Raw genomic sequence first — 18,753 nt, forward strand, 5'->3', positions numbered from 1 at the left:
AAATATGGGATTTACCTAATTATGTTAGATCATAATATCCATCCTTCCCATAGTCAAGCCTTATTAAAATGGCTAAACAACTTTGCCGAACAGGGCATCTTTACTACTAATAATAAATTAGAGGTTCTCAGTTGGAATCATTGGCTAGAAATCCATAGTGGCAGGTCTGCTCAAGATTTAATGGGATGTCATTTGTTCAGCCTTTATCCTGACATGAAAGAACGAGGCATCCATCGCTTTTATGAACAAGCTCTCCAAGGTCAAGTAGCTTTCCTGTCTCAGCGCCTCCATTCCTATCTCATTAATATTCCGGCTATTGGTAGTCATTCTTTATCCCCCATGCAACAAAGCGTCCGTATTGCTCCCTTAATTGAAGCTGGAGAAATTTGCGGAACTATTACAATAATTGCAGATGTTACCGAACGGGTAATGCGAGAAACAGAACTGCAACAAAAAATCACGAAACTTGAGGAAACGGAAGCGAGATTAAGTTCGATTCAGATTCAACTTGAGCATTTATTGGCTTCGAGTCCGGCGATTATTTATACTTGTTATCCCACCGAAGACTATCCCCCTAAATTTATCAGTGATAATCTCATAACTCAACTAGGATATCAACCTAGTGAATGGATTAATACCCCGAATTTTTGGAGCGATCGCATTTACCCTGATGATCGCTTAAAAATCCATCATCGTTGCTCACAGATTCTCAAATTAAATCACCTAACCACAGAATATCGTTTCCGCCACAAAAATGGTAGTTATCGTTGGTTAAGAGACGAAATGAAACTGGTGTGTGATGCCTCTGGTCACATTGAAGAAATAGTGGGTGTTCTTTTAGATATTACTGAAACCAAGAGACTAGAAATCCAACTACTGAGAGCGCAAAGACTGGAAAGTATTGGCACCCTAGCCAGTGGCATAGCCCATGACCTCAACAATATTTTAACACCGATTCTCGCCTCTGTGCAAATGTTTCAATTAGGACTTGACCAGGAAAAACAAAATAAAATGCTCAAGTTAATTGAAAATAACACCAAACGGGGAGCCAATTTAATTAAGCAAGTTCTTTCCTTTGCCAAAGGTTTTGAGGGGAAACTAGAGATTTTTCAGGTGAGACACTTAATTAGTGAAGTTGCAGATATTGCTAGGGAAACCTTCCCGAAATCTATCAATGTTAACACTAATGTTTCTAAGGAACTCTGGACAGTTTATGGCGACCCCACCCAACTACATCAAATCTTAATGAATCTCTGTGTGAATGCACGAGATGCGATGACCGATGGGGGCAATTTATCACTATCAGCTAGTAATGTTATTTTAAACCAAAAAGAAGCTCGTTTAAACCTTGATGCTAAGGAAGGTTGTTATGTCATGATTACCGTCTCTGATAGCGGAACTGGCATTACCCAAGAAGTATTAGACCGGATATTTGAACCGTTTTTTACTACCAAAGAATTTGCCAAAGGTAGTGGCTTAGGACTATCCACAGTCCTAGGTATAGTTAAGGGTCATAATGGCTTTATTGACGTTGAAACTCAAATGGGTGTGGGAACTACTTTTAGAGTTTATATACCCGCCTCAGAGGAAACAGAAACTACGGCTGATGAGCATTTAGAATTAATTACAGGTGAGGGTCAACTAATTTTAGTGGTTGATGATGAAGAACCCATCCGAGAAATTACTAAGGCTAGTTTAGAGAGTTTTCAATATCAAGTTTTGGTAGCCGGTAATGGAGTTGAGGCTATGAAAATATACAGTCAATATTTAGATAAAATTGACTGTGTAGTTATCGATATTATGATGCCTGTTATGGGTGGAAAAACTACTATGAGGGAGCTAAAATCCCTGAATCCTCAAATTAAAATTGTCGGAATTAGCGGTTACTTTTCAGTAGATATAGCCAAAGATATAGCTGAGTTAGGAGTTGATATATTTTTATCAAAACCTTTCACCACGCAGGAGTTATTAGAAGTGCTGCAAAAATGCCTTAATTCTAGTTCCAACAAACCCTAGGCACTTAACTAATAAAAATAAAGGGGTTTGTTCTGCGATGCTCCCTAGAACCAACCCCTAAGTTTGACTAGGTTTGATGCTGACTCAGGAAAAAATCACGCTTTCCCTAAACTAGGAAACTCGATGACGCTCTGAGTTCCGGGCTGAAAAGTTGGCAGATCTAAATTACCAGGACGGCGACTCTTTTGAGCCAGACGGTAGGTAACACTTTGTAGTTCGGCGTGGAGTTGCCGATTTTCCCGTTGCAGTTTTTCCACCCTTTCCATGACCTCTTCGAGGCGTTCTGAAAACTTCTGGCGGTAGACTCCAGGTAATTCTTGCACTACCTGTTCGAGCATTCGAGAGCGATCGGTTAACTCCTGAACAGACTGTCTAAGTTGGTAAACTTCCAGATCCCGCTCATTGATCTGGTCTTGATAAAACTTCACCTGTTCTTCTACTTGCTGGAGTTGTTCCCGCAAGGACTTCATCTGAGCTTGGTGTCGCTCGGCCATTTCTGGATCTGGGGCTAAGTTAGCATTTCCCTTCACCAAACGGAATAATTCTTGAGATAACTGCTGCACCAGTTGATCTCGCATTTTTAACTCTTCACTCAGCCGAGCGACTTCTGCTGTGAGTTCCTGGGAGTTGGGATTATTTTTCTGGCTCATGATAACCAATGGCTCCTATAAACTTCCAATATGTCCCCTAAAATACTCCCAATTCCACCCAATCGGCAAGAGAGAGACTCCAGGAGTATCGAACAGTCAGGAATTAGCTGGGTTGACCGTCACCAACTCCTGACCTGACTTGAGTTTTAAACCTCTTGGGGTTGGGGTTCCGGTTGCGCTTCGGCTTCGACTGGAGATGGGGTGACATCTTGTTTAATCGTCAGATAACGAATTACATCGCCACCTATACGCATGGCTCTTTCCATGACTTTAATCTGGTTGCTGTCCCCACCTTCATAGTTCATTTGGATGTAAATGCCTTCCCGGTGCTTGTCGATATCATAAGCTAAACGACGCTTACCCAAATTTTGCACGTCAAGATTTTGTGCCCCATGTTCGTGCAGGATATCTTGATATTTGGCGATCGCCGCCTCTACCTGCTCATCATTTAGGTCAGAGCGCAGGATATACATGGTTTCGTAAACAAAAGGCTTCATTTAATGATACTCCTTGTGGACAATTTAGGCTTCTACTCAGAAGCAAGGATCTATACATTCTACATTAGTTGGCTCCACAATACAATCGGTTGACTATCCTTCAACCTAAAAGTTGATTTTTTGTTCAATTTTTAAAAAATTGTTCGGCCAAATCACGGTCGGGGGTTGACAAGCACCGGTAACTAATGGTAGGATATTGGCATACTGTTAGATAATGGAAACATAACCCAAAGTAAAATTTTTACTAAGATTTCCATTATTTAATACAATAGCATAGGTCAACCCAAAAAGCAACCCCCCGGCTGGGAGGGTCGGGGGGACTTTTTGACAAATTTTACAAAACTTAACATAATTTCCTAATTGGTTTAGGTCGGGTGTAATGATTAAATCTAGGGAACCCGAAGTAGTTACATGAGATAGAGACTAGGGGTATTGCAGGCTACTGATGACCCATTTTAATAAGCCTTGCCACTCAGGAGATGTAGATAAATGATCGACATCGAAAATAGCATCGACATTTTGAGAATACTGAGTAAAACTTTCGACCCAATTAATGACGGTTTCCATGGGTAGAAAAGGACTATAAGACCATGAGCGCTGTAAATATTCGACCATCTCAGTATTGAAGCCAGTATGGTATAAATACCAGGAACTCCAGACCAAGGTACTATAGCGAACCCAGTCCTCAATGACTTTAATTTCCAAGGGTATATCGGGTAAATTAAAAAATTTATCGAGGACATAATTGATAGACTTGGCTTGAGAGATACCATCTCGCATAGTATTGCGATCGTGTTGACGATAACAGACGGTCGATCGCTTCAACCAAGCGCTGCGATAGCCGCTAGATACCAAACGCAAAATCAAATCGACATCCTCCGCATGAGCCAACCCAGGTTCAAAGCCTCCAACGGTCTGCAAAGCCTGGCGGCGGAACATCAAAGTTCCCATAGTCCCCAAAGGCTTCCAGCGTAACCAATTCTCTAAATTTAACTCAGCCACCATTTCCCAGGGCTGAACATCGATCAACATTTCGCCGGTTTGGTTAACCCTGCGCCAACCACTATGGACGATCGCCAATTCCGGGTCAGCATCAAATACAGCGAGTTGGCTTCGGAGGGTATCGGGAAAAAAGTAATCATCGGCATCGAGAAAAGTGATAAACTCACCCCTAGCCAAACTCAGACCATGATTTCGCGCCACGGAAACCCCTTGATTATCCTGATAAACATAGCGAACTTGGCTGTGATAAGTGGCTACCACGGAGCGAGTCTGGTCTTGAGAACCATCATCAACAACTATGATTTCATAATCAGTCTCAGTTTGAGCTAGTACGCTATCAATGGCTTCGGCAATATACTGTTCACAGTTGTAGGCTGGGATCACCACACTGATACGGGGATAAGATTCAGACATGAGATTATCAATAAAATCAATTAGTCAATTACTGAAATTTTAACTAGAGTTAGTTGTTGTCAACAGAACCGATTGAGTCTATGACCATGAAAAAACCGAGAGCGATTAATAAAAATACCCCTGTGGGTCTGTGGATCGAACGAGGTCTGTCAATGATAGCCGTTGTCAACTATGCCCTAGTTTTATTTAATATTAGTTATATACCCTGGCGTGACTTTTATTTCCGTCACTTTCGAGAGTTAACGGAACTCTATGATCCGATTATGGGGATTGAACCCCACCGGGACACGGTCAGATATATAGAAACTGTAGCAGCTCTGAATAACCAGGTGGTGGAGACGGGACTAGAATCACCGGAAGTGGAGGATATTCTGCTGAGTCTGCAACAGCAAAGTATAGAAATGGTTGATACTAACCCCTTTGCGATCGCTAATAAAAGTGGTGCTTTGGAGACTATTAAAAATCGAATGCGCGATCGCGCTCCCAACCCAGACGATTCCTCTAAGCAAGCCTTCGCTACTTTTTGGAGTGTTGAATATCTTGATGATAATGGATTTATGGAGGAGATCGACTGGTTTACAAGTCAGATCAAGCCGTTAATGGAGGCTAATTATTTTCGACGATTATCAGAAACGGGTAACTTTGTCAATGATTTTTGGAGAATTGATTTTCCGTTTGTGCTGTTCTTTTTAGTGGAATTTCTGATTAGAACTAGGGTAGTGAGCAGTAAATTTAACACGGTGACTTGGTTAGATGCAATGCTCTGGCGTTGGTACGATATCTTAATGTTTATTTCGCTGCCAACGGCGAGATTATTAAGGATTATTCCGGTGACTATTCGTTTAGATCAAACCGGATTAATTAAGCTGGAGAAACTCAGAGCATTTGCCAGTAGAGGTTTAGTGTCATCGGTATCGCAGGAATTAACGGAAGCGGTGATTATCCAATTCATTAATCAAGTGCAAGACCAACTGAGAGAAGGTAATATTGGTAAGGCGATCGCTCAGTCACAACAGCAGCGGTATATGAATATTAATAACCTGAATGAAATCGAATTTATTTCTAATCAATTAATTCAGGTGGTGGTTTATAAGGTTATCCCACAACTAGAGTCGGATATAGAAGCACTAATCCGTTATAATGTGGAGAGTGTAGTCAAAAATTCCGAGGTGGTAGAAAGGTTTAAAAAAGTGCCCGGATTTGATAATATTGCTAAAGAATTAAGCGATCGCCTGATCGGGGAACTATCCCAATTAGCCACAGAGGGTCCAAATAGTGCCTATGAAGGGATTCGTAAAGCCATGTCGGACCGCAAGGGAAGCCAACTAACAGAGCAACTGGTGCGGGACTTTGGCAAAGTATTATGGCAGGAAATTGAAGGGGAACAAATGCAGCAGTTTGAATATTTACTGGTGGATCTATTAGAAGAAATTAAACTGAATTATATACATCGAGTGGACGAAGAAAACTTCGAGCAAGTTCTAGCATCAATCCAGGAAAGGCGCAAATTAGAGGGATTGATTGTTTATGAGGAGGACTGAGGCGAGGAGACCCCCTCCCCCACTCGTAGATAGCCTAGCCACTAGCAATTATGGAATTGCCATGATCGAATAGTTAAATTGTGAGCTAAAGTAATAGATGAGGAAGTTAAGCTGGGGGTCAGCCCTCAGCTTCTTGTGGAAGATACAGTTTCATCTACAAGTGGGTGACACCCACTTTTTTTAGTGGCAGCATTTCCATGGCCAACCCCAAAGGACAGGTCTATGGTAAAGGATGATCTCCAGATTTCCGTAACCCTAGGCTTAGGTACAAACCTTAATAGAGCCTAATTGTAGCGTTTTAACATCAAATCTGACTATGGTTCACCCCCTAATTCCCAAAATTATCGACCTAGCCACCCCAGTCGCCAAAGCTCTGGGGTTAGAAGTCGTGGGGGCAATGTTTTACACTAACCAGAAGCCTCCTGTACTGCGGGTTGATATCCGTAATTTGGAGCAAGACACCAGTTTAGAAGATTGTGAGCGGATGAGTCGAGCCCTCGAAGAACAACTCGATGCGGTAGATGTAATTCCCGATGCTTATATTCTGGAAGTATCGAGTCCAGGAGTATCGAGGTCCCTAAGCTGCGATCGCGATTTTATCTCCTTCAAAGGATTTCCGGTAACAGTCACCACCTCCGAACCCTACAAAGGACACAAACAACAAACTGGAAAATTGGTGGGTCGCGACGAGATGGCAGTCCATATCAATCAGAAAGGGCGACAAATCTCTATCCCCAATTCCTTAATCACGCAAGTCCTGCTAGAGGAAGGGGAATAAACCCGATTCGACAGGTATAACAGCTAATCTCAATTGTGTATTTAACTAATTACTACGAGGACAAATCATTATGTCAATGGTCAGTTTACCCGGACTCAAAGATATGATTGAGAGCATCTCCACGGAGCGCAACCTACCGAAACAAGCGGTAGAAGAGGCTCTGCGGGAAGCGTTACTCAAAGGGTATGAACGCTATAGGCGCACGGTTCAGATCGATACCCAATTTACTGAGGACTACTTCGATAATTTTGATGTAGAACTCGATGTTGAGGAAGAGGGATTTAGGGTTTTAGCCAAAAACCTAACCATTGTGGAACAAGCTAGTAACCAAGACCATCAAATTTCCCTCAAGGATGTGCAGGAAGTGGCTCCCGAAGCTGAATTGGGAGATACAGTAACTTTAGATGTTACCCCAGAGCAAAATGAGTTTGGGCGCATGGCTGCTATTCAAACCAAACAGGTTTTGGCTCAGAAGTTACGGGACAAACAGCGGAAGATGATTCAGGATGAGTTCGCCGAACATGAAGGAACCGTCCTACAGGCTCGGGTACTGAGATTTGAGCGCCAGTCGGTGATTATGGCTGTAAGTAGTGTTTATGGACAGCCAGAAGTTGAGGCGGAATTGCCGAAACGAGAACAATTACCCAAGGATAACTATCGAGCTAATGCGACTTTTCGGGTATATCTGAAGCGAGTTTCCCAGGGTTCCCAGCGTGGTCCTCAATTGATTGTCTCTAGGTCTGATGCGGGGTTAGTGGTGTACCTGTTTGCGAATGAGGTGCCAGAAATTGAGGACGAGGTGGTGAGAATTGTGGCTGTGGCTAGAGAAGCCAATCCGCCCTCGAATTATGTAGGTCCACGAACTAAGATTGCGGTTGATACTTTAGACAGAGATGTGGACCCGGTGGGAGCTTGTATTGGGGCGCGGGGATCTCGAATTCAGGTGGTAGTTAATGAACTGCGGGGAGAGAAAATAGATGTGATCCGCTGGTCTCCTGACCCGTCAATTTATATTGCTAATGCTCTGAGTCCGGCTCGTGTGGATGAAGTGCGTCTGGTGAACCCAGAGGAACGTCGGGCTCATGTACTGGTAGCGGAAGACCAATTGAGCCTGGCTATTGGTAAAGAGGGTCAGAATGTGCGCTTGGCTGCACGTTTGACGGGTTGGAAAATTGATATTAAAGATGTGGCTAAGTATGATGCGGCGGCTGAAGATGAAAAGGTGGCTCAGGAGTTTCAGGGACAACTAACTGGGGAAGTATCGGAAGAGGAAAGTTTAGAGCCAGAAGCTACAGAAGTATCTGAAATTCAGGTATAGGTGGTTTTGGGGATGGTATAAATGGGAGGATACAAAATTATGGTGGATCATCTTCGTCGGTGTGTTACCTGTCGCCGCCTGGCTGCTAAACAGGAGTTCTGGCGATTGGTCAGAGTCTATCCATCCCATCAGGTAGAATTAGATGAAGGCATGGGTCGTTCAGCTTATGTTTGTCAAACTGCTGAATGCCTGATGGTTGCTCAGAAGAAAAATAGACTCGGACGAGCATTAAGGGCTCCGGTGCCGGAAAAAGTATTTCAAATCCTGTGGCAGCGTTTAGCTACGGACTCGCAGCCGGATAGCTAATGTAGTATGGGGACTGAAATTTTACAGCCATCAACCCGCTACCTGGAATTATAAGGAGGTGATTACAGCATAAGTCAATAACAAGAGTTTCCCTGGTTGCAAATAGGGTATCAGGGTGGGCATAATTGGCATTATGTCTGTTTAGGGCTTAAACTGTTTCTGTAGTAAACAAATGTAAGTTGATATAGTACCGATGGCGATCGAGCTGAAAGTGGTACAGTGTAACCCAGTGGAGGCGATCGCAGTTGGTAGAACCCCTAAAATAATGTCAATATAATAAAAAACGGGTTGGTACGAAGAGGCAAGAGTGGATGAACAACGTCAAAGTCAGAATTTACGAACTATCACGAGAGTTAAATTTGGAGAACAAAGACATCTTAGCCGTGTGTGAACGGCTGAATATCTCTGTCAAAAGCCATAGCAGTACAATTACGGAATCAGATGCCGAACGGATCGAGAAATACGTCGCCAGTCATCCGATTTCCACATGGTCCGATGAAAACCCCGATGCAGCCCATCAATCCCATTCCGGTGGTGGTGGGGGGGCTGACAAGAAAAAGCAACAGATTTTAGAAATTCGCAGACCAAACCTCATCAGACCAGAAAATCAACCATCACCAGCAGACTCACCCCAGCCTGAGCCATCTGCTGAATCCGTTGCCACTCCCCCCAAACCCCCCAACTTGTCCGAATCATCTGTCAGTTCTCAAACCAATATATCCGAGTTGCCAAAACCTAATAATTCCCCCCAACCTCCCCGCAAACCCCCTGTGGAAGTTACCTCTTCTGGAGCTACCACAGCCCAAGATGATGTCAGCGGGACTATTAAGCCCGAAAAAACGACTCCGCAGGTGTCTAAATCGACTACTGAGGAAGAATCACCGACTTTAGTAGCGCCCCCGGCCCGACCTGTACCGACAGCGACTAAATCTCCGCAACTGTCTCGTAAGCCAGTTTTAAAACAGAATAAGCCAACTCCCAAACCGAGTCAGGGAGGGAGCGCTCCCGTGGATAAAAGCGCTGATAAAGCTGATAAAGCTGATAAACCAGTAGCTTCCAAACAGAAAAAACGGCCAGTTCCCTCTGATAACCAAGAGGTTAGAGACGTGAAAAGGCGGGTTTCTACGGTGAAACCTGCCAAGTCGATGCCGGAACTACAACCACCACCTTCGAGACAATCAACCGTCGCGATTAAGACAGACTCCACTGATATCATCGAGGATGATAGTGATATCGGGGCTATGCCTGAAGATGATGGAATATTGGAGTCGAAACGCCCCAAACGCGGTTTAACCCTGAAGCGGCCCCAACCGATGACTTCACCCAAGCGCGCCAGTGCTGTGGATGATGAAGATGATGATGATGAAAAGGGTGGTAAGGCAGCTAAAGCCAAGGTGAAGCGCCCCCGGATTAAGCCTCTGATTGATGATGAAGATGATGAAGATTTTGATAGCCTGACGGCCAATAGCTCGGAGTCTGAGGCTCTGAGTATGTCCTTAGCTCGACCTCCCAAGGCTAAAACTGGTTCTGGTGCCGGAAAATTGGCTGTAGTCTCTAATCAGGGACGAAGAAAGTCAGCACCATCTCGCAATTCGGGTGGTAGTGGCGGCAATTCAACGGCTGCTTCTCGGCGATCGCCTACACCAGCATTACCAGAAAAGGTGGAGCGTTTAGTAGTTCAAGGACCGATGACGGTTCAGGAACTCGCTCATGCTCTGTTAATTGCGGAAACGGAAATTATCAAGCGTCTGTTCTCCCGTGGTATTGCGGTTAATATCACAGAAACCCTAGATTTCAAAACTATTTCGATGGTTTGTGAGGAATTAGAGGTTACGGTGGTAACGGAGGAGCAGAAATCAGAGGCTCAAAAACCTGATAATATGCTCAATGCGGAGGATTTGGATAATCTCCAACGCCGTCCACCAGTGGTAACGATTATGGGTCACGTTGACCACGGAAAAACTACCCTGCTCGATTCTATTCGCAAAACTAAGGTAGCCCAGGGAGAAGCGGGAGGCATTACCCAGCATATTGGTGCTTACCATGTTGATGTAACAAATGAGTCGGGCGAGACTCAACAGGTGGTTTTCTTAGATACTCCTGGTCACGAAGCCTTTACCGCTATGCGAGCGAGGGGAGCCAGAGTTACGGATATTGCTATTCTGGTGGTAGCTGCTGATGATGGGGTGCGACCTCAGACAGTGGAGGCTATTAGCCATGCTAAGGCGGCGGGTGTGCCGATGGTAATTGCCATTAACAAAATGGATAAGGAGTCGGCTCAACCAGACCGAGTTAAGCAGGAACTGACGGAATATGGTTTAGTTCCTGAAGAGTGGGGCGGTGATACGATTATAGTTCCGGTTAGTGCTATTAATGGCGGAAATCTGGATACTCTGCTAGAGATGTTGCTGTTGGTGGCGGAAGTTGAGGACCTCTATGCTAATCCTAACCGTATGGCTAAGGGTACGGTGATTGAGGCTAACCTAGATAAAGCACGGGGCCCGGTGGCTACTCTGTTAGTACAGAATGGGACTCTGCGGGTAGGAGATGTAATCTTAGCAGGTTCTGCCCTAGGTAAGGTTCGGGCTATGATTGATGATCATGGTGAACGGGTCGATAATGCGAGCCCTTCGTTTGCGGTTGAGGTTTTGGGTTTGCGGGATGTTCCGGCGGCCGGAGATGAGTTTGAGGTGTTTGAGAGCGAAAAAGAGGCGGCGGCTTTGGCTTCGGAACGGGCGAATACAGCCCGACAGTCTCGCTTACTCCAGGGTCGGGTTAGTCTCAGTGCTTTGTCGGCTAGGGTTCAGGAGGGAGAACTTAAAGACCTCAATATTATTCTGAAAGCTGATGTTCAGGGGTCTGTAGAGGCTATAGTTAATGCTTTGAAGAAATTACCTCAGAAGGAGGTACAACTGCGACTGCTGTTAGCGGCGGCGGGTGAGGTGACAGAGACTGATATTGACCTAGCAGCGGCTAGTGATGCGGTTTTGATTGGTTTTAATACTACTGTCGCCAGTGGCGCACGAGGCGCAGCTGACCGCGCTGGGGTTGATATTCGTGAATACAACATTATCTATAACCTCCTCGATGATATTGAAGCGGCGATGGAGGGTATGCTAGAACCGGAATTGGTGGAAGAACCTCTTGGTCAAGCGGAAGTGCGGGCTATTTTCCCTGTAGGTCGTTCCCGTGTGGCTGGGTGTTATGTTCAGTCTGGTAAGCTGATTCGTAACTGCAAAATCCGAGTTCATCGCGGTGGACAGATAGTCTATGATGGCTTCCTTGACTCCCTGAAGCGGATTAAAGATGATGTGAAGGAAGTTAATGCTGGATATGAATGTGGTATTGCGGCAGAAAACTTCAATGACTGGAATGAGAGTGACTCTATTGAAGCCTATCGAATGGTGACTAAGCGTCGGACTCTCTCCCGCTAGGGACTTTCTTGGTTAGCTAGAACATTATTGTTGACTGCAATCGGTAGTCTCTGGCGCACGCTACCCCGGTTTCTTGAAGAAGCCGGGGTTTTTGCTGTGAACTAATTTCAGAGGGTTTTAAACTTGTCTGTGATGCGTTCCATGGCGGCTTCTACGTTTTCACGGCTGTTAAAGGCTGAAATGCGGAAATATCCTTCCCCGGCTGCACCAAAACCGGAACCTGGTGTTCCTACTACATTACAGGTTTGCAGTAATTTATCAAAAAAGTCCCAACTTGATAGACCGCTGGGGGTTTTGACCCATACATAGGGGGCATTGACACCACCATAAACTGTGAGTCCGGCGGTGGTCAATTTTTCGCGAATGATTTGGGCGTTTTCTAGGTAGAAATTTACGAGTTGTTGGATTTGGGATTGTCCGGCGGGGGAATACACTGCCTCGGCTCCCCGTTGTATAATGTAGGAGACTCCGTTAAATTTGGTGGACTGGCGGCGGTTCCACAGCTTCCACAGCTCGACATCAGACCCGGAGGAGGTTTTTGCCATTAATGTTTTGGGAACGACGGTGAAGGCGCAACGAGTGCCGGTAAAACCAGCATTTTTGGAGAAGGAACGGAATTCGATCGCACATTCACGAGCGCCTTCAATTTCATAAATGGAGTGAGGTAGGCTGGGGTCGGTAATAAAGGCTTCGTAGGCGGCATCAAATAGGATAATTGAACGGTTGGCGCGGGCGTAATCAACCCATTGTTTCAGGTGTTCTTTGGTGGCTGTAGCGCCTGTGGGGTTATTGGGGAAACACAGATAAATTAAATCGACGCGATCGCTAGGAATTTCGGCGGTAAAATTATTCTCGGCGGTAATGGGAAGGTATAGCAACCCCTCATATTCCCCACGCTCATTGACGGGTCCGGTATTTCCTGCCATGACGTTGGTATCTACATAGACGGGATATACTGGATCGGTGACGGCAATGGTGTTATCTTTGCCAAAAATATCGAGAATGTTCCCCGTGTCGCATTTGGAACCGTCAGAGATAAAGATTTCCTCTGGGTCAATATGGCCGCCTCTGGCTTGAAAGTCATGTTGGGCAATTTTTTCGCGCAACCAACTATAACCCTGTTCTGGTCCATAGCCCTTGAATGTAGAGCGATCGCCCATTTCCTCAACGGCTTTAATCATAGCAGTTCGGCAGGCTTCTGGTAAAGGTTCGGTGACATCACCAATTCCCAGTTTAATTATTTGTGCGTCGGGGTTGGCTTCCGCAAAGGTATTAACCCGCCGGGCGATTTCTGGAAATAGGTAGCCAGCTTTGAGTTTTAGGTAATTATCGTTAATAGTTGTCATCGTTACTGTGCAAACACTCTCCAACAGCTTACCGCCTAGGGGGGACGTGCGATCGCTTATTTGTAAACACAGTCTTTGTAGGGTCCTTCCAACCAGGAAGATATCGGAGTCAACGACACCTCGGAATAATTAAGGGTTATTTGGGAGCAATTAACCACCCCAATAGTTCCCTGTAGGGTGCGTCAAACGGGGCATATATAGTGGTCAACGACACCTCGAAATAATTGACGCACCATCTTAATGTAGGGTGCGTCAAACCTGGCATATATAGTGGTCAACGACACCTCGAAATAATTGACGCACCATCTTAATGTAGGGTGCGTCAAACCTGGCATATATAGTGGTCAACGACACCTCGAAATAATTGACGCACCATCTTAACTGTATCGCCTGTTGTTAATTCCGGAGATTCATAGAGACTTAAACTGAGGCATATTGTTCACTAATTTCTAGCAAAAATTTAGTCAAACTATTCCGCTCTGATTCCTGGGGTAACATTTTCAATAAATCTCCCCCATTCAATAAATCCCGCCTGTATTTGGCTAAATCTTGGTACTTAACATAGTTATGGTTCCAGAGAATTCTGTCATCAGTAAATATTCCCCACGACCAGATGAATAAACCCGCGCCACCCCACCAGGGAATTAATGGATAATTGTGGTGGGTATAATGTAGACTGAAATTAGATCACTTCTAAGGTAGGATTACCTTGTTCATCTACCCAGGCGATTTGGGTAATTCCCCGGCGACGGGCGGACTCTCGGAGGGCGAGTAAATCATCGGAAATACTCAATTCCATTTGTACCTGTGCATCCTGGGACTGACGCAAATCTTGTGCATAAGCAAAGGCGGCGACTTCAGCTTGGGGGGTTTTGGGAACCACCAAACAATCACCGGAGGGAATATCAGAGGGAAGCTCTCCCATGTCTAATAATACCTGATGCAGTTCCTCAATGGTGAGGGAAAAGCCAATACTGGGTTTAGTTTCTCCCTGTGGGTGATAAAGTCCTAAAAGCTGGTCATAACGTCCGCCGCGACCTAATACCCGTGAACCCGAATGACTATCACTGACTACAATAAAGACAATGCCTGTGTAGTAGTCAAAAGTCTGAATCAGACTGAGATCTAGGGTGATGGACATGGGATATAGAGTATCTGGTCGCCATTTCTGATATTGATTGAGACCATCAATTAAGGATTTTAGGTTGTTGAGGGCAGATCTTTGGCTGTCGTCTAGGTCTAGTTGGGAAACCTTGGCTAAAACGTCTTCAGGACGACCGCGCAAGTCAAAGAGGAATAAAGCCCGTTGTCGCAATTCTGGCGACATGGAAAGGGTTTCCAGGGTAATTCTATCGAGATTAGCGATCGCTTGTCGAACCTGATCGCGTAAGGGTGGCGGAAAGGGAGATAAAAGCGATCGCGTTAATCCAGCTTCCCCTAGGATAAACTGTGGGTTTTGTAAGTTGAGCGATCGCAAACAGTCCCATAGCAGCAATAAAACTTCCCAGTCAGCCCGGACTCCATCAGCCCCAAGTAATTCTACCCCAGCCTGATAAAATTCTAACTGCGTACCATGTCCCGTCTCTCCACCTTTGCGGAAGATATTAGCATTGTAATACAGACGTTGCGGCCAGTGGTCATTCCCCGCCATGCGAGAAACCGCCGCCCTAGCAATAGAAGCCGTTAATTCCGGGCGCAGTCCCAAACCTTCATTTTCTGCATCTTGTAATTGGATGACTGTTGAACGTTGTACCGCCCCCCCAGCCATGAGGGTATCAAGCCTTTCTAGGGTAGAGGTAATAATGCGATGATAGCCCCAGCGATGAAATACTTGCTGTAGTCGGCGTTCAATCCAAATTTTTTGGGCTACATCGAGAGGAAGTAGATCTCGCGCACCCGGTGGCGGTTGATGAATCATGGGATTAAAAAAAGTAGTACAAAATTAGGGGACGGCTTACAGATTATTACAGATTACCTGCAATTGAGTCGATTTGTTCACAATGGCGGCCTTCACTTTTTCTTACTCCCGCCAAATAGTCGCCCTAATAAACCGCCGCTTCCTGAACCTGACTTTTTACTTTTACCTTTGACACTAGAGGTGGTAGCTGTTTTCTGAATTAGTTGTTGGGCTTCGATCGCTTCCGGCTGATTTGGATCAATACTTAGGGCTTTTCTAATATGGGGTGTACCTAATTTAGGCTGATTTTGTTTAATATAAATCAACCCTAATAGACCATGACAACGGGGGTGTGACGGTTCCCGTTTTACCGCGTCTTTGAGTTCCAGAATAGCTTTAGCATAGTTGCTAGTTTCCATTAACTGGACGGCGCGATCGCAAGCCTTATCGACAAAAGATGTTTTCACCGGTCGGGGTGGCGGCGCTTCCTCTGACTTAGCTTCTGCTGGTGGGGGTGGCGGCGTTGGTGTAGCGACCACATTACCCGATCGCGATCGCATTAAATACACTAAATTCAGTTCGCTAATTTCACCAATTCTAGCCAGGGCTTGTTTCGGGGATTCATACTGTTGTTCCACCAGTTCCTGTAAACTGGTTTCATAGGCTTGATTAAAATCACCTATGGTCTGTAGCTGTTTAGCTGCTTCTGTCGATATTTCAATACTATTGGGGTCTTTTTTAATGCGATCGGCTATGGTGTTTATTAACAATTCATATTCTCGTTTCTCATCATCCTTAGAAAATTTGTTATAAGCCGGACTCACCAATTTCGCCAATAATTCTTTCCCCAATTCCTTATCTTCAGTTTCCTGAAAAGCCGAAGTATCTGGATGCAAACGACGCGCAATCCTCATATATTGTTTGCGAATAGCATTAAAATCAGCATCTATTTTAATACCTAAAATAGCATGATTGTCCGTAATTCCAAGCTGGAATAATCCTTGATTTATTTTAAATGACATAGTATTCGCCTTTTGGTATCTCAGAAATGCCAAGTTAAATTCTGATTTTCAGTGATATTTATGGGATTATAACTAGATGCAACCATATCGAGGATATTCCATATAACCCTCAACCGGAAAGCATAACAGTTAAGCCTGGCACAATTACGGATGATTAGCTAGTTAAGCCCACAGACATAACCGGATCACCGTATCTGTGTGTACATCTGACCGCAATCAACTCAAGCCCAACTGCTGCTCAATCTTATTTTGACATATTTTCTGACTGATTGGTGATTCTCCTGTGGGAGTCAAAAGCTACCAGGAAGATAAGGGGGGTGTTTCTAAAAGGGCTTTACTAAGGCTAGAATGTAGGGAACCATTGGTAGCTAAAATGCGCCCAGATTTTATGTCAAAAGGACTCTGATCATAGGCTGTTACCTTTCCCCCAGCTTCTTGGACTAAGACCACCCCCGCCGCCAAGTCCCAGGGAGACAGTCCTCTCTCCCAATAACCATCTAAACGTCCGCAGGCGACATAGGCTAAATCTACAGAAGCAGACCCACCACGCCTGACTCCCTGAGTTAGGTGGGTTAGATAACAAAATTCGGCATAATTATTATCTGGGGTTTCGCGACGGTCATAAGCAAACCCTGTCACCAATAGACTTTTATCTAGGGAATTGGCTTGAGAGACCTTGATGGGTTTACCGTTACAGGTCGCACCATGACCGATCGCACCCTGGAATAATTCATCATGAAAGGGATTATATACCGCACCGACCTGGGGGACTCCATCAATCAAAAGGGCGATCGAGGTGGCAAATGCTGGATACTGATGAGCATAGTTAGTAGTACCATCGAGGGGGTCGATCGCCCACAAATAGCGGCTGCTAGTATCCCCCAAACTACCAGACTCTTCCGTAAGAATACCATGACCGGGAACATGGCGCTTGAGAACCTCCAAAATCGCCGCTTCTGAGGCTTTATCGGCTTCTGTGACTAAATCTCCTGAGCGTCCTTTCTCTTGAATATCTTGTAAATTACCCCAGTAATACTTTAAGACCGTACCCCCCGCAGTCGCTGCTAGGGTAGCCACATCTAAAAATGTTTGTAATTGTTCTTGAGTCATATTGGCAAAAATTCCATCAGTTTCTGGTCACAGATTCAGACAATAACCCGATTAATCAATAATAATTTTGAGAGTAGCGAAACCCTGCGGTTGGGGATAAGTTTTGATGATATAGGGAATCTGAAATTGATTAATTTTCGCTTACCCCCAGACTGTCGGCTGCCTCTTTTTCAGTCAGGACTGTTGTTGGCGAAACTCAGCGGGGGTAAATCGCATGGGTTGTTCTGGGTTCCAGATACCTAACCCCATGATTCTAGCCCACCGTTGGGCATTGTCAAGACGTTGGCTGTATTTGTTGTTGTAAATTCCGGCTTCAGCGAGGGCGTAACCTTGTTTAACCAATTCCTCATTAACCAGAATTTCATCGCGCCATATATATGCTAATAGGCGATCATAGCGATCGCTTTCCATTTGGTCTAATTCTAATAGCACCTGCTGTCCCTGACAAAGCTGCTGTAGCCTTCGTTTAGCTTCCATTCCCCAGGGGTCTTGTCTTAGGTCCGGGGCATTAATGCCAATCAGTCTTACCCGCTGTAATCTGGGTATATTCTCGGTAGGACTGACAATTTCTATGGTCTGACCACTAACCACCCGTTCTACTCTGACAGTCATACCTGTGGGCGTTTCCGGCGGTTCAGAACACCCAACCCCCACGATACCCCACAACAGGAGTAACAGTCCGGTAAGCATCAATCTCAGTAGCTTATGACTAATCTTCATCTAAGGGCAACCCTGATCGCACCTTACCTTTACCAAAGTAGCGACCAAACTGGAGTTCGTAGACTTCATCCTCGTCCTGGGTTTCCACTTCCAGGTCTGAACGGGGATAGCTCACACAAAGCAAAGCATATCCTTCCTCCTGTAGTTCTGGAGATAATCCCATCGCCTCCGGCTGATACAACTCTCCTGAAATCACCCGCACCGCGCAAGTTGTACAAGCACCATTGCGACAAGAATAGGGTAAATCTGAACCCTGATTTTCTGCACATGGGAGGATGTAGCGATCCTCTGGAACTTGCACACAGTAGGACTTATCCCTTTGGCGATCGTTAATACGAATTGTATGATAGGCGGACATAATATCAGTTCTTGCATTTTTTTTCACAGCCCCTCCTATCATAGGAGATTTTAGCCACAAACAAGCAACAGCCAACAGACAACAGACAACCACCCACCGCCAATTTATCAAAAATCATGGGTCTCAAACCCCGCCCTAGAAGGGCGGCTTTCACTTAGCCAAGCATTTTGTGCTATGGTAAACAGCATAGGTGCGAGACGTTTAGGAGTTAAATAAGGCTGCAATGGCTGAAATAACCTCCTAATGGGACTTTCACTCCTTGGTGGAATAAAAAAGACTCGTACCCTGACCATCCCATAACTGTTTATATGTCCCGACGCTTGGAGAAATCTAAGCAAGGCAGG

The 18,753-nt window shown here is 45.1% G+C and carries 15 protein-coding genes and 1 pseudogene; 6 read left to right on the forward strand and 10 right to left on the reverse strand.

Annotated features, from left to right (window positions below; translation table 11 throughout):
- Positions 1-21: 21 nt before the first annotated feature.
- Positions 22-2,016 (forward strand): PAS domain-containing hybrid sensor histidine kinase/response regulator, encoded by a 1,995-nt coding sequence (locus tag P5674_RS12840; protein WP_006618771.1) that lies wholly within the window; start codon positions 22-24, stop codon positions 2,014-2,016.
- 95 nt (positions 2,017-2,111) lie between these two features.
- On the opposite strand, the gene P5674_RS12845 is transcribed toward P5674_RS12840, so the two are convergent.
- From P5674_RS12845 to P5674_RS12855, 3 genes are all read right to left on the reverse strand, one after another.
- Positions 2,112-2,666 carry an Npun_F5560 family protein gene (locus tag P5674_RS12845; RefSeq protein ID WP_006618770.1) on the reverse strand — a complete coding sequence of 185 codons (555 nt, stop codon included), beginning with the start codon at positions 2,664-2,666 and terminating at the stop codon, positions 2,112-2,114.
- Between the two features lie 146 nt (positions 2,667-2,812).
- Positions 2,813-3,163, reverse strand: a complete 351-nt coding sequence (gene rpsF / locus P5674_RS12850) for a 30S ribosomal protein S6 (protein WP_006618769.1) — start codon at positions 3,161-3,163, stop codon at positions 2,813-2,815.
- Positions 3,164-3,586: 423 nt separating this feature from the next.
- Complete coding sequence (locus P5674_RS12855; RefSeq protein ID WP_006618768.1) at positions 3,587-4,579, reverse strand: glycosyltransferase family 2 protein; 993 nt, start codon at positions 4,577-4,579, stop codon at positions 3,587-3,589.
- A gap of 86 nt (positions 4,580-4,665) precedes the next feature.
- Here P5674_RS12855 and P5674_RS12860 point away from each other — a divergent pair, with 86 nt between their 5' ends.
- The 5 genes from P5674_RS12860 (at position 4,666) to infB (ending at position 11,956) form a co-directional block, all read left to right on the forward strand.
- A complete protein-coding gene (locus P5674_RS12860) occupies positions 4,666-6,120 on the forward strand; it encodes a hypothetical protein (RefSeq protein ID WP_006618767.1) in 1,455 nt (484 codons plus the stop codon).
- Between the two features lie 316 nt (positions 6,121-6,436).
- On the forward strand, positions 6,437-6,898 hold the full coding sequence (gene rimP / locus P5674_RS12865) for a ribosome maturation factor RimP (protein ID WP_006618766.1): 462 nt from the start codon (positions 6,437-6,439) through the stop codon (positions 6,896-6,898).
- 70 nt (positions 6,899-6,968) lie between these two features.
- Positions 6,969-8,216, forward strand: coding sequence for a transcription termination factor NusA (gene nusA / locus P5674_RS12870; RefSeq protein ID WP_014275395.1), 1,248 nt, complete (start codon positions 6,969-6,971; stop codon positions 8,214-8,216).
- A gap of 39 nt (positions 8,217-8,255) precedes the next feature.
- Positions 8,256-8,522, forward strand: coding sequence for a YlxR family protein (locus P5674_RS12875; protein WP_035737147.1), 267 nt, complete (start codon positions 8,256-8,258; stop codon positions 8,520-8,522).
- Between the two features lie 311 nt (positions 8,523-8,833).
- The gene (gene infB / locus P5674_RS12880) at positions 8,834-11,956 is read left to right on the forward strand and encodes a translation initiation factor IF-2 (RefSeq protein WP_014275394.1); all 3,123 of its coding nucleotides are present in this window, start codon (positions 8,834-8,836) and stop codon (positions 11,954-11,956) included.
- A gap of 107 nt (positions 11,957-12,063) precedes the next feature.
- Here infB and P5674_RS12885 read toward each other — a convergent pair whose 3' ends face one another.
- The 7 genes and pseudogenes from P5674_RS12885 to P5674_RS12915 form a co-directional block, all read right to left on the reverse strand.
- Positions 12,064-13,302 carry an LL-diaminopimelate aminotransferase gene (locus P5674_RS12885; protein ID WP_014275393.1) on the reverse strand — a complete coding sequence of 413 codons (1,239 nt, stop codon included), beginning with the start codon at positions 13,300-13,302 and terminating at the stop codon, positions 12,064-12,066.
- A gap of 682 nt (positions 13,303-13,984) precedes the next feature.
- Positions 13,985-15,220 carry an ATP phosphoribosyltransferase regulatory subunit gene (locus P5674_RS12890; protein ID WP_014275392.1) on the reverse strand — a complete coding sequence of 412 codons (1,236 nt, stop codon included), beginning with the start codon at positions 15,218-15,220 and terminating at the stop codon, positions 13,985-13,987.
- Positions 15,221-15,312: 92 nt separating this feature from the next.
- Positions 15,313-16,221 carry a J domain-containing protein gene (locus tag P5674_RS12895; protein ID WP_315670028.1) on the reverse strand — a complete coding sequence of 303 codons (909 nt, stop codon included), beginning with the start codon at positions 16,219-16,221 and terminating at the stop codon, positions 15,313-15,315.
- A gap of 297 nt (positions 16,222-16,518) precedes the next feature.
- On the reverse strand, positions 16,519-17,331 hold the full coding sequence (locus P5674_RS12900) for an inositol monophosphatase family protein (RefSeq protein ID WP_006618759.1): 813 nt from the start codon (positions 17,329-17,331) through the stop codon (positions 16,519-16,521).
- 174 nt (positions 17,332-17,505) lie between these two features.
- Complete coding sequence (locus P5674_RS12905; protein WP_126277494.1) at positions 17,506-18,051, reverse strand: thermonuclease family protein; 546 nt, start codon at positions 18,049-18,051, stop codon at positions 17,506-17,508.
- Positions 18,041-18,409, reverse strand: coding sequence for a 2Fe-2S iron-sulfur cluster-binding protein (locus P5674_RS12910; protein ID WP_006618757.1), 369 nt, complete (start codon positions 18,407-18,409; stop codon positions 18,041-18,043). Before P5674_RS12910 ends, P5674_RS12905 begins: the two co-directional genes overlap by 11 nt.
- 107 nt (positions 18,410-18,516) lie before the next feature.
- Positions 18,517-18,753: pseudogene (locus P5674_RS12915) on the reverse strand (hypothetical protein); the annotation flags it as partial.

Origin of the sequence: Limnospira sp. PMC 289.06 (genome assembly GCF_032350395.1) — a bacterium.
In the GTDB taxonomy this organism is placed as follows: domain Bacteria; phylum Cyanobacteriota; class Cyanobacteriia; order Cyanobacteriales; family Microcoleaceae; genus Limnospira; species Limnospira platensis.

Bases quoted from the DNA above. Each gene is read 5' to 3' on its own strand.
- P5674_RS12840 (WP_006618771.1), top strand. From the start codon at position 22: ATGTTAGATCATAATATCCATCCTTCCCATAGTCAAGCCTTATTAAAA.
- P5674_RS12845 (WP_006618770.1), bottom strand. From the start codon at position 2,666: ATGAGCCAGAAAAATAATCCCAACTCCCAGGAACTCACAGCAGAAGTC.
- rpsF (WP_006618769.1), bottom strand. From the start codon at position 3,163: ATGAAGCCTTTTGTTTACGAAACCATGTATATCCTGCGCTCTGACCTA.
- P5674_RS12855 (WP_006618768.1), bottom strand. From the start codon at position 4,579: ATGTCTGAATCTTATCCCCGTATCAGTGTGGTGATCCCAGCCTACAAC.
- P5674_RS12860 (WP_006618767.1), top strand. From the start codon at position 4,666: ATGAAAAAACCGAGAGCGATTAATAAAAATACCCCTGTGGGTCTGTGG.
- rimP (WP_006618766.1), top strand. From the start codon at position 6,437: ATGGTTCACCCCCTAATTCCCAAAATTATCGACCTAGCCACCCCAGTC.
- nusA (WP_014275395.1), top strand. From the start codon at position 6,969: ATGTCAATGGTCAGTTTACCCGGACTCAAAGATATGATTGAGAGCATC.
- P5674_RS12875 (WP_035737147.1), top strand. From the start codon at position 8,256: ATGGTGGATCATCTTCGTCGGTGTGTTACCTGTCGCCGCCTGGCTGCT.
- infB (WP_014275394.1), top strand. From the start codon at position 8,834: ATGAACAACGTCAAAGTCAGAATTTACGAACTATCACGAGAGTTAAAT.
- P5674_RS12885 (WP_014275393.1), bottom strand. From the start codon at position 13,302: ATGACAACTATTAACGATAATTACCTAAAACTCAAAGCTGGCTACCTA.
- P5674_RS12890 (WP_014275392.1), bottom strand. From the start codon at position 15,220: ATGATTCATCAACCGCCACCGGGTGCGCGAGATCTACTTCCTCTCGAT.
- P5674_RS12895 (WP_315670028.1), bottom strand. From the start codon at position 16,221: ATGTCATTTAAAATAAATCAAGGATTATTCCAGCTTGGAATTACGGAC.
- P5674_RS12900 (WP_006618759.1), bottom strand. From the start codon at position 17,331: ATGACTCAAGAACAATTACAAACATTTTTAGATGTGGCTACCCTAGCA.
- P5674_RS12905 (WP_126277494.1), bottom strand. From the start codon at position 18,051: ATGAAGATTAGTCATAAGCTACTGAGATTGATGCTTACCGGACTGTTA.
- P5674_RS12910 (WP_006618757.1), bottom strand. From the start codon at position 18,409: ATGTCCGCCTATCATACAATTCGTATTAACGATCGCCAAAGGGATAAG.